At 70.0% G+C, this 12,597-nt stretch carries 11 protein-coding genes; 4 read left to right on the top strand and 7 right to left on the bottom strand.

What is annotated here, in order from left to right; translation table 11 throughout:
- Positions 1-50: 50 nt before the first annotated feature.
- Positions 51-707: a membrane protein YczE gene (yczE, locus tag F4553_RS13360; protein WP_184835902.1), complete on the bottom strand. Its 657-nt coding sequence runs from the start codon at positions 705-707 to the stop codon at positions 51-53.
- Positions 708-814: 107 nt separating this feature from the next.
- On the opposite strand from yczE, the gene yczR reads away from it, so the two are divergent.
- Complete coding sequence (yczR, locus tag F4553_RS13355) at positions 815-2,269, top strand: MocR-like transcription factor YczR (protein WP_184835900.1); 1,455 nt, start codon at positions 815-817, stop codon at positions 2,267-2,269.
- 127 nt (positions 2,270-2,396) lie between these two features.
- On the opposite strand, the gene F4553_RS13350 is transcribed toward yczR, so the two are convergent.
- Complete coding sequence (locus F4553_RS13350) at positions 2,397-4,220, bottom strand: AMP-dependent synthetase/ligase (protein WP_184835899.1); 1,824 nt, start codon at positions 4,218-4,220, stop codon at positions 2,397-2,399.
- A 181-nt stretch (positions 4,221-4,401) separates the two neighbouring features.
- Positions 4,402-5,043 (bottom strand): TIGR03085 family metal-binding protein, encoded by a 642-nt coding sequence (locus F4553_RS13345; protein WP_221469878.1) that lies wholly within the window; start codon positions 5,041-5,043, stop codon positions 4,402-4,404.
- 190 nt (positions 5,044-5,233) lie between these two features.
- Here F4553_RS13345 and F4553_RS13340 point away from each other — a divergent pair, with 190 nt between their 5' ends.
- Together F4553_RS13340 and F4553_RS13335 are read left to right on the top strand one after the other, a co-directional pair.
- Positions 5,234-7,000 (top strand): ABC transporter ATP-binding protein, encoded by a 1,767-nt coding sequence (locus F4553_RS13340; RefSeq protein ID WP_184840702.1) that lies wholly within the window; start codon positions 5,234-5,236, stop codon positions 6,998-7,000.
- Positions 6,997-8,775, top strand: coding sequence for an ABC transporter ATP-binding protein (locus F4553_RS13335; protein ID WP_184835895.1), 1,779 nt, complete (start codon positions 6,997-6,999; stop codon positions 8,773-8,775). The genes F4553_RS13340 and F4553_RS13335 overlap by 4 nt, the downstream gene beginning before the upstream one ends.
- Positions 8,776-8,846: 71 nt before the next feature.
- Here F4553_RS13335 and rpsD read toward each other — a convergent pair whose 3' ends face one another.
- The gene (gene rpsD / locus F4553_RS13330) at positions 8,847-9,455 is read right to left on the bottom strand and encodes a 30S ribosomal protein S4 (RefSeq protein ID WP_184835893.1); all 609 of its coding nucleotides are present in this window, start codon (positions 9,453-9,455) and stop codon (positions 8,847-8,849) included.
- Positions 9,456-9,504: 49 nt separating this feature from the next.
- On the opposite strand from rpsD, the gene F4553_RS13325 reads away from it, so the two are divergent.
- A complete protein-coding gene (locus F4553_RS13325) occupies positions 9,505-10,077 on the top strand; it encodes a hypothetical protein (protein WP_184835891.1) in 573 nt (190 codons plus the stop codon).
- On the opposite strand, the gene F4553_RS13320 is transcribed toward F4553_RS13325, so the two are convergent.
- The 3 genes from F4553_RS13320 to F4553_RS13310 are packed head-to-tail and all read right to left on the bottom strand — an operon-like array spanning position 10,023 to position 12,142.
- Positions 10,023-10,646 (bottom strand): TetR/AcrR family transcriptional regulator, encoded by a 624-nt coding sequence (locus tag F4553_RS13320; protein ID WP_184835889.1) that lies wholly within the window; start codon positions 10,644-10,646, stop codon positions 10,023-10,025. The two genes, F4553_RS13325 and F4553_RS13320, sit on opposite strands and share 55 nt — an antisense overlap.
- A 10-nt stretch (positions 10,647-10,656) precedes the next feature.
- Positions 10,657-11,385: an ABC transporter permease gene (locus tag F4553_RS13315; RefSeq protein WP_184835887.1), complete on the bottom strand. Its 729-nt coding sequence runs from the start codon at positions 11,383-11,385 to the stop codon at positions 10,657-10,659.
- 49 nt (positions 11,386-11,434) lie between these two features.
- On the bottom strand, positions 11,435-12,142 hold the full coding sequence (locus F4553_RS13310; RefSeq protein ID WP_184835886.1) for an ABC transporter ATP-binding protein: 708 nt from the start codon (positions 12,140-12,142) through the stop codon (positions 11,435-11,437).
- Positions 12,143-12,597: the final 455 nt, after the last annotated feature.

Here is a 12,597-nt window from a genome sequence, read left to right as displayed (position 1 = left end):
CCATTGGCTGACTCGGCACCGACCTGGCGGCGGGTCGGTGCCGAGTCATCTCACGCGGCCGGGAGGGCCGGGTCCGGCTCGCGGGGAGCACCGAGGGATGGTTTGCCCGGCACGTCGATGGTGAACATCGGGATGAAGACGTGGGCGAGCGGCCCGATCGTCACCGCGTAGAGCAGCGTCCCGAGGCCGAAGACCCCGCCCAGCAGGAAGCCGATCGCGACGACGGTGATCTCGATGGCGGTCCGCACGACGCGGACCGAGTAACCCCGCGCGGCGAGGCCGGTCATCAGGCCGTCCCGCGGCCCCGGCCCCAGATTGGCCCCGATGTAAAGGCCACTGGCAAAACCACAGAGCACAATGCCCATCAGCAGGTACGCCACCCGCAGCGCCCACCCGTGCGGCGTCGGCAGCGCCACCATCACGATGTCCAGGGTGGGTCCGATGACGAGGATGTTGGAGATGGTCCCGAGTCCGGGGCGCTGCCGCAGCGGGATCCAGCAGAGCAGGACCAGCGCGCCGACGACGATGGCGACCGTGCCGATCGAGATGCCGGTGAGCCCGGCGGCCCCCTGGTGCAGCACGTCCCAGGGTTGGTTGCCGAGGCCCGCCTCGACCATCAGGGCCATGCTGATCCCGTAGCCGAGGAGGCCGGCGTAGAGCTGGACGAGGCGGCGGGCGAGTCGATGTGGCTTGCTCGGGAGGTGCATACATGCCACTCTGAGGGCCACTTTAGGATAAGGGAAGGGCCAATTCGTGCTGGATGGCTCCTTCCGAGCGGCACACCAGCCGTTTGCGAGTCGATGAGGGGATCGCGATGGGCGGACTTGTCCGGGGCGCGCAGCTCGGCCGGCTTCTCGGCCAGTGGCATGCCCTGCCCGCCCGCCGCCGCAGTCCGGACTACGTCGCCCTCGCCTCCGCCGTGCGCGGGTTGCTCGCCGACGGCCGGCTCGCCCTCGGGGTACGGCTCCCCGCTGAACGTGAGCTGGCGGAGTCGCTCGCCATCTCGCGTACCACCGTCTCGGCCGCCTATCGCGAGCTGCGCGACTCCGGCCACCTGGTCAGCCGCCGCGGTGCCGGGAGCTGGACGGCACTGCCCGAGGGCCTGCGCGTCGGCAGCAGCGGTCTCTGGGCGCCCTCCGACGACCCCGGCCTCATCGATCTGAGCAGCGCCGCACCGGCCGCACCGATCGAGCTCGCCGCCGCCGCCCGCGCCGCCGTCGAGGACCTGCCGCGCTATCTCGGCGGCCCCGGCTATTTCCCGTGCGGGCTCGACGAGCTGCGCGAGGTGGTCGCCGCGCGCTACACCGCCCGGGGCCTGCCGACGCGGCTGGAGCAGATCCTCATCACCAACGGCACCCAGCACGCCCTCGACCTGGTCGTCCGGCTCATCGTGCACCCCGGCGCGCCGGTGCTGGTCGAGTCGCCGACCTATCCGGGGGCGCTGGCGGCGCTGGCGGGCAGCCGGGCCCGGATCGCCACCCATGGCCTCGGTGCGCAGGGCTGGGACGGCGAACTGCTGCTCGACACGATCCGGCAGACCCGGCCGAAGCTCGCCTACCTCATTCCCGAGTTCCAGAACCCGACCGGCCACCTGATGCCGCTGCGGCTGCGCGAGCTGCTGCCCGCCGCCGCCCACTCCGCCGCCACCGACCTCGTCATCGACGAGTCCTTCGTGGACCTGCAGCTCACCGATGATCCGCTGCCGCCGCCGGTCGCCGCGTTCGACCGGCACAGCCGGGTGCTCACCATCGGCGGCATGAGCAAGCCCTTCTGGGGCGGCATGCGGATCGGCTGGATCCGGGCCGCGGCGCCCCTGGTGCAGCGGCTCGCCGCGGTGCGGGTCGGCGTCGACATGGCCTCACCGGTGCTCGATCAGCTCGTCGCCGTGCGGCTGCTGGACCAGGCCGAGGGCATCGTGGCCGCCCGGCGGGCCTCGCTCGGCGTGCGGCGGGACACGCTCGTCACGGAGCTGCGCGATCGGCTGCCCGAGTGGAGCTTCACGATTCCCCGGGGCGGGCTGACGCTCTGGGCGGAGCTGGACGCGCCGGTCTCCAGTGCGCTGGCGAGATCGGCGGAGGCCCATGGCGTACGCCTGGCGCCCGGCCCGCGCTTCGGCCTGGACGGCACCCTGGAGCGCTTCCTGCGGCTGCCCTTCACGCTGCCGCCGGTGGACCTGACGGAGGCGGTGGGCCGGATCGCCGCTGCCCGCTTCGACCTGGACCGGGGCACCCCCCGCCCGCACTGGACCGAGCCCACCCTGATCGCCTAACCTCCCTGAATTTTAATGCTGGACACGCCGCACGAGGTGCAATAAAAGTCAGGATCGACCGAGGGGCTCCCAGTCGATCCTGACTTTTATTGCAGATTTGCCGGCGTGTCCAGCATTAAAATGCGGGTTAAATCTCCGCGAGGCTGCCGGCGTACATGGCCTCGATCTGGGGCTTGAAGTTCTCCTCGACCACGCGGCGCTTGAGCTTCAGCGACGGGGTGATCTCGCCGTCCTCGATGGTGAGGTCGCGCGGGAGGATGATGAACTTCTTGATCGTCTCCCAGCGGTTGACCTTGGTGTTGAGCTCCTTGACGAAGCCGCCGACATACGCCTCGGCTTCGCTGGACGCCACGATCTCGGCATAGGGCTTGCCGGCGAGCGGACCGTTCGCCGCCCAGGCGGTCACCGACTCGGGGTCGAGCGTGATCACCATGGTGACGTAGTTGCGGGCCTGGCCGATGACGAGCACCTGCGAGGTGAGCGGGCAGAGCGCCTTGAAGAGCCCCTCGATGTGGCTCGGCGCGATGTACTTCCCGCCCGACGTCTTGACCAGGTCTTTCTTGCGGTCCGTGATCTTGACGTGGCCGTCGGCGTCGATCTCGCCGATGTCGCCGGTGCGGAAGAAGCCCTCCTCGGTGAAGACGGCCTTCGTCTCCTCGGGCAGGTTGTGGTAGCCGCGCATGACCGGGGCGCCGCGCAGCAGGATCTCGCCGTCGGTGTCGATCTTGACTTCGAGGTCCGCGAGCGGCGGGCCGACCGTGCCGATCTTCAGCGCGCCGGGCCGGTTGACGGTGTTGCCCGCGCTCGACTCGGTCAGGCCGTAGCCCTCGCTCACCGGCAGCCCGGCCGCGGCGAAGAACTCCGCGATCGGCACCGAGAGCGGTGCGGAGCCCGAGACCATGTAGCGGATGTTGCCGCCGAGACGCTCGTGCAGCTTGGAGAAGACCAGCTTGTGCGCGATGCCGTACTTGAAGTTGAGGCCGCCGGGGACCGGCTTGCCCGCCTGCTCCAGCGCCAGCTTCGCCTTACCCGTACGCACGGCCCAGCCGAAGATCTTCGCCTTGGCGCCACCGGCGGAGGTCGCCTGGGTGACCACTCGGTTGTAGACCTTCTCGAAGATGCGGGGAGCGGCACACATCAGCGTCGGCTTGATCAGGGCGAGGTTGTCGATGATCTTGTCGACCCGGCCGTCCACGTAGGTCGGCACCCCGACGTGGATGATGCCGCAGAGCAGCGTCTTGCCGAACGAGTGCGACAGCGGCAGCCAGAGGAACTGCGTGTCGGAGCCGAGCAGCACGCCGACGTCGCCCTGCGCGACGCCCTCCCAGCACCAGCCCCGGTGCAGCAGCTCGACGCCCTTGGGGCGGCCGGTCGTGCCGGAGGTGTAGATCAGGGTGGCGAGCGCCGACGGTTCGATGCCGGCGACGATCTCGCTGACCAGGCCGGGGCGCTCCGCGAGCACACCGGCGCCGCGCAGCTCCAGCTCGGCCAGGGTGATCTGCGGGATCGCGGCCTCGGGGTCGGCCTCGCCGTCGAAGAGGATGATCTGGCGCAGGGCCGGTACGGCAGCCGGGTCCATCTTGGCCGCCTGGTCCGGGTTCTCCGCGAAGAGCACCGTGGAGCCGGAGTCGCTCACGATGAAGCAGGCGTCCTCGGGCTCGGTCGTCGGGTAGACGGTCGTGGTGGCGCCGCCCGCGCACATGATGCCGAGGTCCGTGACGACCCAGTCGAGACGGGTGGAGGCGAGGATCGCGACCCGCTCCTCGCTGCCCACACCGAGGGTCGTCAGACCGGCCGCGATGGCGCTGGCACGGTCGCTGATCTGTCGCCAGGTGAACCAGACGGGAGTGCCGTCGGGGCCGGGGCCGCCGAAGGCCTGCGTGTCGGGCGTCGCCGCGACACGCTGGAGAAACATATCCGGAATAGACCGGTAGGGAACCTCAAGGCCCATGGCTGGTATTGCCCTCCCAGACGCGTCGACCGTGTTCTAGAACACAGGTTTCGTAACGGTTACCGGAGCGTAGCCGCCAGGCAGCGGGAGAGCTAGCCCTCCACTCGGCCAGAGTAAGCGTTTTCGCTGTGTCACCGCTGGGAAGCGTGGGCTCACGGTGAGTGAGATATGTGAACGGTCGTCACACGCCCAGCCGGGCGTTGCGCAACCGCTCGACACCGGCCGGATCACCGGTGATCTCCACCTTCGAGACCTGCTGGCGGCCGTAGATGAACAGCGCCAGCTCCGCCGGGTCGCCGGTCACCTTCACGGCCGGTCCGCCGCCGCCGGCCTCGATGACGCCGTGTCTCGGCGCGTCGAGGACCACGCTCAGGGGCAGCTTGCGCAGGAAGAGGCGCGCGGTCTTGCGTACCCGGCTGAAAAGCTCGGCCTGGAGCTGCGGCGACAGCGTGCGCGGCGACCAGCCGGGTTGAGCTCGCCGGACATCCTCGTGGTGGACGAACATCTCGTTGACGTTGACCGCCTCGTCGAGCAGCGGGTTGCTCAGCAGGCTCCACACCGGTGGGCGGCGCAGGTCGTGCAGGAGTTTCGTGAAGTCCCGGCGAGCTACCTTTGCCTGGTGTCGTGCCGTCCGCTCCCGCAGGCGCGGGAAGGCGATCCCCGCGGCCGCGACCGGATGGCGTTCCCGCAGGATCAGGTGGGCGGCGAGGTCCCGGGTGGTCCAGCCCTCGCAGAGGGTCGGCGCATCCGGTCCCACGTCCGTCAAGAGGTCAGCAAGGGCAAGTCGTTCGATGCGCGCGGGCCCGGTCACGCGGCTGATCATATCCATCCACGGGAGCTGGGCGGATATCGAATGTGTGACGGCACGCACAGCTGATACCCGATAGCGCTGGGCCGCGTTGTCGGTAAGGATTAAGCGATCATTTGAAACTTACGGCGGGGTGGGCGTGGCAGCAGACGCAGCGGAGAGCGGCAAACCCGAGATCACCGGCCGGGACGTCATCGGGCGCGGGATGCGGGTCCTCTGGATCGCGATCCGCACGGAGCCCCGCATCTTCGCCCTGGCGACGCTCGGCAGCATCCTGTTCGGCCTCCTCGTCATCTCCTCGGCCTACGTCATGGGCTGGGTGATCAGCGATCTCGCCCAGCCGGCCATCGACGGTGGCGACTATGACCTGGGCGCGCTGCTGGCCGCGGCCGGCCTGATCATGGCGGTCAGCGTCGGCAAGGTGCTCGGCATCTTCGGTCGGCGGCTCGGCGCCGGATTCATGCAGTTCCGGCTCCAGGCCCGTTACCGGCGGCTGGTGACGCGGCGCTACATGGCGCTGCCGCCGGCCTGGCACGCCCGGCACTCCACCGGCACGCTGCTCTCCAACGCCAACTCCGATGTCGAGGCGGCCTGGTGGCCGATCGCGCCGCTGCCGTTCGCGATCGGCAGCATCGTGATGATGGTGGTCGCGGTCGCCGCGCTCTTCGTCACCGACTGGGTCCTGGCGCTGGTGGGGCTCGGGCTCTTCCCCCTGCTCTTCGCGCTCAACGTCTTCTTCTCCCGGCGGATGGCGCCCCGCCAGGCCCGGGCCCAGCAGCTGCGGGCCGAGCTCAGCGGGATCGCGCACGAGAGCTTCGACGGCGCGGTTGTCGTCAAGACGATGGGCCGGGAGACGGCCGAGACGGAGCGCTTCGCGCGCAAGGCCGACGAGCTGCGCGACGCGCTGATCCGGGTCGGCAAGCTGCGCGGCATCTTCGACCCCACCCTCGACTCGCTGCCGAGCCTCGGCACCCTCGCCGCCCTCGTCGTGGGCGCCTGGCGCATCTCCGCCGGTGACATCACGCTCGGCGACCTCATCGCGGTCACCCTGCTCTTCACGGTGATGGCCTTCCCGGTGCGGGCGATCGGCTGGGTCCTCGGCGAGGTCCCGCGCAGCGTCGCCGGCTGGGACCGGGTCGCCAGGGTCCTCGACGCCACGGGCGAGATGGATTACGGCACGTCGTCGGTCACGGGCGGCGGTCCGGTCGCGCTCACCTTCCAGAACGTCAGTTTCGCGTACGACGACGAGCCGGTCCTGCACGACGTGACCTTCACCGTCGGAGCGGGACGGACGGTGGCCCTGGTGGGCCCGACCGGTTCCGGCAAGTCCACCATCGCCACGATCGCCGCCCGGCTGCTCGACCCCACCCAGGGCCGGGTCCTCCTGGGCGACGTCGACGCCCGTGACCTCTCCGCCGTCGAGCTGCCCCGCACCGTGGCGCTCGTGCCGCAGCTCTCCTTCGCCTTCGACGAGTCGGTCCGGGTCAACGTGACCCTGGACCGTGACGGCATCGACGAGGACGACGTCTGGTCGGCGCTCGACACCGCGCAGGCCCGCACCTTCGTGGAGCGGCTGCCGCTGCGGCTCGAGACCGAGCTGGGCGAGCGCGGCACCACCCTCTCCGGCGGCCAGCGCCAGCGGCTGGTCCTCGCCCGCGCGCTCGCCGGACACCCCCGGCTGCTCGTTCTCGACGACGCGACGAGCGCCGTCGACCCCCGCGTCGAGGCGGCGATCCTGCAGTCGCTGCGCGAATCGGCCTCCTCGGTGCTCGTCGTCGCCTACCGCCGGGCCACGATCGCGCTCGCCGACGAGGTCGTCTACGTCGAGCACGGCCGCGTCGTCGCGCACGGCACCCATGCCGAGCTGCTCGCGAGCGTGCCCGGATACGTCAACCTGGTGACGGCCTATGAGAAGGCCGAAGCCGAGCGCGAGCAGGAGTTCGCCGCCGATGAACTGGAGGGCGCGCGATGACCGAAGCCGCTACCGCGTCCGAGTCCTCCTGGAAGACGCTCCGGCGGGGCCTGGCGCTCTCCCCGGAGCTGCGCACGGGCCTGATCGGCACGCTCGCACTCGCGATCGTCTCGATGATCGGCCGAGCCGTCGTCCCGGTCGCGATCCAGCAGGGCATCGACAAGGGGATCCGCGGCACGGGCGGCGCACCCGACCTGGCCCTGATCGCTGCCATCGCGACGATCACCGTCGGCATCCTCGTCATCACCACGACCTGCGGTTACTGGATGATGCGGCGCCTGTTCACGGTCAGCGAGACGGCGCTCGCCTCGCTGCGGGTGCGTACCTTCAGGCACATCCACGACCTGTCGATGCTGCACCAGCAGACGCAGCGGCGCGGCGTCCTCGTCGCCCGGGTCACCAGCGACGTCGACTCGATCACCCAGTTCCTCCAGTGGGGCGGCGTGATCCTGCTCGTCAACAGCGGGCAGCTCATCGTGACCGCGCTGGTGATGAGCTTCTACTCGTGGAAGCTGACGCTCGTCGTGCTCGTCTCCTTCCTGCCGGCGGTCTTCGTCGTCAAGGCGTTCCAGAAGCGCCTGTCCGCCTCCGCCGCCGAGGTACGCAAGCGGGTCGGCATGCTCTACGGCGCGGTCTCCGAGGCGGTCGTCGGCGCCACCGTGATCCGGGCCTACGGGGTGGGCGAGCGGACCCAGAGCAAGCTGGACGAGACGATCGACACCTATCAGAAGGCTCAGAAGCGCACCATGCGGATGAGCGTGACCAGCTTCTCCACCGGCGAGATCGCGGCCGGCCTGGCGCTCGGCGCGGTCGTCGTGGTGGGCGTGCTGCTCGGCGTCGACAACCAGCTCGAGGTGGGCGAGCTCGCGGCCTTCCTCTTCCTGGTGACGCTCTTCATCCAGCCGGTGCAGATCGCCACCGAGGTCCTCAATGAGGCGCAGAACGCCGTCGCCGGCTGGCGCCGCGTGCTCGATGTCCTCGACGAGGCGCCCGACGTCGCCGACCCCGGCGTCAACGGTGTCGACCTGCCGCCGGGCGCGCTCGACGTGCGCTTCGACCGGGTCTCGTTCCACTACCCGGACGGCCCGCGCGTGCTGCACGAGGTGGATCTGGAGATCGCGGCGAAGACGAAGGTCGCCGTCGTCGGCGAGACCGGCAGCGGCAAGACCACCTTCGCGAAGCTGCTCACCCGCCTGATGGACCCGTCCGAGGGGGAGGTGCTGCTCTCCGGGGTGGCGCTGCGGACGCTGTCGTTCGGCTCGCTGCGCTCGCGGGTGGTGATGGTGCCGCAGGACGGCTTCCTCTTCGACGACACGATCGCGGCGAACGTCCGCTTCGCCAAGCCGGACCTCACCGACGAGCAGCTCTGGCTCGCCTTCACCGAGCTCGGGCTCGCCGACTGGCTCGCCGGTCTGCCGGAAGATCTCCAGACCCGGGTGGGTGAGCGGGGCGAGGCGCTGAGCGTGGGGGAGCGGCAGCTCGTCGCGCTGGCCCGGGCGTACGTCGCGGACCCCGACCTGCTCGTGCTCGACGAGGCGACGAGCGCTGTCGATCCCGCCACGGAGGTACGCCTCCAGCGGACCCTCGACGCCGTCACCCGCGGCCGGACCACGGTGGCGATCGCCCACCGCCTCTCCACCGCCCAGGCCGCCGACGAGGTGATCGTGGTCGACAAGGGCGTCGTCGTCCAGCGTGGCCCGCACCATGAGCTGGTCCAGGACCCCGACTCGATCTACGGCCGCCTCTACGCCTCCTGGCTGGAGCAGACCCGCTAGTCACGTTTTGCAGCAAAGCGTGGCATCGCACAGCGAAATAGCCACGCTTTGCTGCAAAACGTGACCGAGGCTCAGCGGGAGTAGTGCTCGACGACGAGCTGCTCGTCGCAGATGACCGGGATCTCGCGGCGCTCGGGCCGGCGCAGCAGCGTGGTCGTGAGCTCGCCGATCTCCGTCGCCAGGTAGGGCGCCGTCGGGCCGTCCACATGCGCCCCCGCCGCCGCGATCTGGAAGGGCGCCTTCGTCCGGCTCCGCTCGCGGACCGCGATGACCTGCCCCGGCACCACCCGGTAGGACGGGATGTCGACCTTGTCCCCGTCGACCGTGATGTGCCCGTGCCCGACCACCTGCCGGGCCTGGTAGATCGTCCGGGCGAACCCGGCCCGGGCGACGAGCGCGTCCAGCCGCGTCTCCAGCAGCGCGACCAGGTTCTCGCCGGTCTTGCCCGCCTTGCGGTGCGCCAGCTCGAACGCCCGGCGCATCTGCACCTCGCTGACGTTGTACTGATGCCGCAGCCGCTGCTTCTCCAGCAGTCGCACCTGGAAGTCGCTGGGCTTCTTGCGTGCCCGCCCGTGTACGCCGGGCGGGAACGGCCGCCGCTCGAAGTACCGCACGCACTTGCGGGTCAACGGAATGCCGAGCGCCCGCGAAATCTTCGCCTTGGGCCGGGGCTGGTTCACTCGTGCTCCTTTAGGTTAGGCTGGCCTTACAAAGGCTACCCTAACAAGAGTGAGGCCCCCGATGCAGCTGGCGAACGCGACCTACGCAGAGATCGCTCGAACCGTGGCGAGTGGCAGGTACCTGGGAACCGCGCAGGTCGCCTGGTCTCCCCGGCCCTTCCGGGTGCGCCACGCCAACGACGCCGAGGGGAACCCGATCCTGCTCTGCCGCTCCTCCGGCGGCCTGGCGCGGGCGCTCGCCCAGCGCGAGAACGGCTCGGGGATCAACCGGCACCCCAGCCACGGCAACGGCGATGTCGCCGTCGTGCTCGCGGTGGACTTCTCGGTCGGGCGGGTCTGGGTCTCCGGCTGGGCGCACCCGATCTGCGGCGACGCCACCCGCGCGGCGGCGATCGAGTTCGCCACCACCAACCCGGTCAGCGACCTGCTCGCCCTCGGCAACGGCTTCGAGCTGCACCACCTCGACGTGGTGGAGGTGCGGCTGGAGACCAACACCTGCGAGCACATGCAGAGCGACCCCGGGCACCGCTCCTGCCGCCGTCGGATGGTCGACATCGACGTGGCCGCTTACGCCGCGGCGTCGCCGATCGCCGAGGGCGAGGGCAGCTCGCCGGTCAGGTAGCGCTGGACGTTGGGCGCGATCAACGCGACCACCTGCTCCGACGGCAGCGACGCCAGCGGCTCCAGCTTGATGATGTAGCGCATGAAGGCGAGCCCCGCCATCTGCGTCGCGACGAGGCTGATCCGCAGCGGCGCCTCCACCGAGTCGAGATCGGACTCGTTGACCACGCGCCGCAGGACCTGGGTGACCAGGAACTCCCGCAGCAGCTTCACCGTCCACTCGCTGCTCATCGCCGACCGCAGCACCGCCGCCGCGGCCGGCCCGGCGGGGGAGTCCCAGACCTTGAGGAACGTCCGCACCAGGTTGGTGCCGAGGTGGTCGATGCCGTCCGCCAGCACCATCGGCAGGATCTCGGCCGGGTTCAGCGGGATCTGCACCGCCGCCTGGAAGAGCTGATCCTTGGTGCCGAAGTAGTGGTGGACCAGGGCCGGATCGACACCGGCCCTGGTCGCTATCTGCCGCATGGTCGCGCCGTCGAAACCCTTCTCGGCGAAGGTCTCCCGAGCAGCCACGAGAATCGTCTCGCGAGTGTCGGGGGCGCCGGGACGGCGGCCGGTTCGGCGTACCACGATGATGACCTTAAGGGGTGCGGCGCCGCAGGGTCGCCGCGGCCGCGACCAGCGCGAGGATGATCGCTCCGGCGACGATCGCGACGTCGCGCCACATCGTGCCGGTCGCCGACGCGTTCGCGCCCACCTCCTGCAGCGCCTCGACCGCATAGGTCAGCGGCAGCACGTCGCTGATCCGCTGCAGCCAGGTGGCCATCTCGTCCCGCGGGACGAAGAGTCCGCACAGGAGCAGCTGCGGCAGCGCGATCACCGGCATGAACTGCACGGCCTGGAACTCCGTCTTGGCGAATGCGCTCGCCAGCAGGCCCAGCGCGACACCGAGCACCGCGTTGGTGATCGCGATTCCGATCACCAACGCCGGATTGCCGGCCGTGTCGAGGTCGAGCAGCCAGTAGGCGAGCGCGCTCGCCACCGTCGCCTGCACCGCGGCGGCCAGCCCGAACGCGAGACCGTAGCCGAAGAGCAGATCGGTCTTGCGCAGCGGTGTCGTGAGCAGCCGCTCCAGCGTGCCGGTGGTGCGCTCGCGCAGCATCGCGATGCTCGTCACCAGGAACATGATGACGAAGGGGAAGACCCCCAACATGATCAGCGCGATCCGGTCGAAGACCTGCGGCTGGTCGTCGAACATGAAATAGAGCAGCGTCAGCAGGAGGGTGGGCACGGCCACGAGCAATCCGATGGTACGCCGGTCGTGGCGCAGCTGACGCAGGATGCGCCCGGTCGTGTGCAGCAGGATCATGACTTACTCCGTCCCTGGAGCGCCTTGCGGGGCTCGCTTCGCTCACTCCTCATGCCGACTCCCCGCGCTTGATCAAGGTAAGAAACGCCTCGTCAAGGTCGTCCGTCCCGGCGGAGGCCTTCACCGCGGCCGGGGTGTCGTCCGCGATCAGCCTGCCCTCGCGGATCAGCAGCAGCCGGTCGCACCGATTCGCCTCGTCCATGACGTGGCTGGAGACGACGACCGTCGCGCCACCCGCCGCCAGCGCCCGGAACTGGTGCCACAGCTCGTCGCGCAGCACCGGGTCCTGTCCGACCGTCGGCTCGTCCAGGATCAGCACCTTCGGGTCGCCGACGATCGCGCACGCCAGCGAGGCCCGGCTGCGCTGCCCGCCGGAGAGGTCGCCGACGAGCTGGTGCGCCTGCTGCTCCAGCCCGACATTGCGGACCGCCTCATCGGCCTTGCCCGCGTCGAGGCCGTAGAGGCTGCCGAAGAAGCGGGCGTTCTCCCGGACGGTGAGGTCGGCGTAGACGCTCGGCGCCTGCGTCAGGTAGCCGATCTTGGAGCGGAGCTCCTTGTCGCCGGCCGATTTGCCGAGCACCGTGACCGTGCCGCTCTTCACCACCTGCACGCCGACGATGGCGCGCATCAGGGTGGTCTTGCCGCTGCCGCTCGGACCGAGCAGGCCCGTGAGGCCGCCGGACGGCATCGAGCAGGTCAGACCGGGCAGCACGGTGCGCTTGCCTCGGTCGACCACGAGGTCGTGGACCTCAATCATGGGGTTCCTCCCGGGTCTGGTCTATCTCATCGCTTGATGAATTCAACGCTAGATGAGTTAGCCGGACGCGTCAACACACCGCCCTTTCCCGACACCTCCCGCCCGCCTGCGTGAGCCGGCGCCCGCGTGAGGCTGCGCCGGCGCGACACGGCGCCTGCGTGAGACGGCGCCCGCATGGCTGGGCGCTGGCACTTGCTGGGGCGCTGGGTGCTTGTCGGGCGCTGTCGACGGGGCTTGATCGCGTTGTTTCCGGGAAACAGTCCCCTGCGGGGGTGCGCGACCGCCTTACTTCCGGGAAACAACGCGATCAAGCGGGCTGGTCGCCGCGAGCGACGCACGCCAACAGCATGCTTGCTGGGTGCTTGCTAGGCGCTGTCGCGGGCGCTTGATCGCGTTGTTTCCCGGAAACAGTCCCCTGCGGGGGTGCGCGACCGCCTTACTTCCGGGAAACAACG

The sequence above is a fragment of the Allocatelliglobosispora scoriae genome (genome assembly GCF_014204945.1).
Classification (GTDB): domain Bacteria; phylum Actinomycetota; class Actinomycetes; order Mycobacteriales; family Micromonosporaceae; genus Allocatelliglobosispora; species Allocatelliglobosispora scoriae.
The sequence above is the reverse complement of the archived record's forward strand: the minus strand, read 5'-3'. Positions and strand labels throughout refer to the sequence as shown.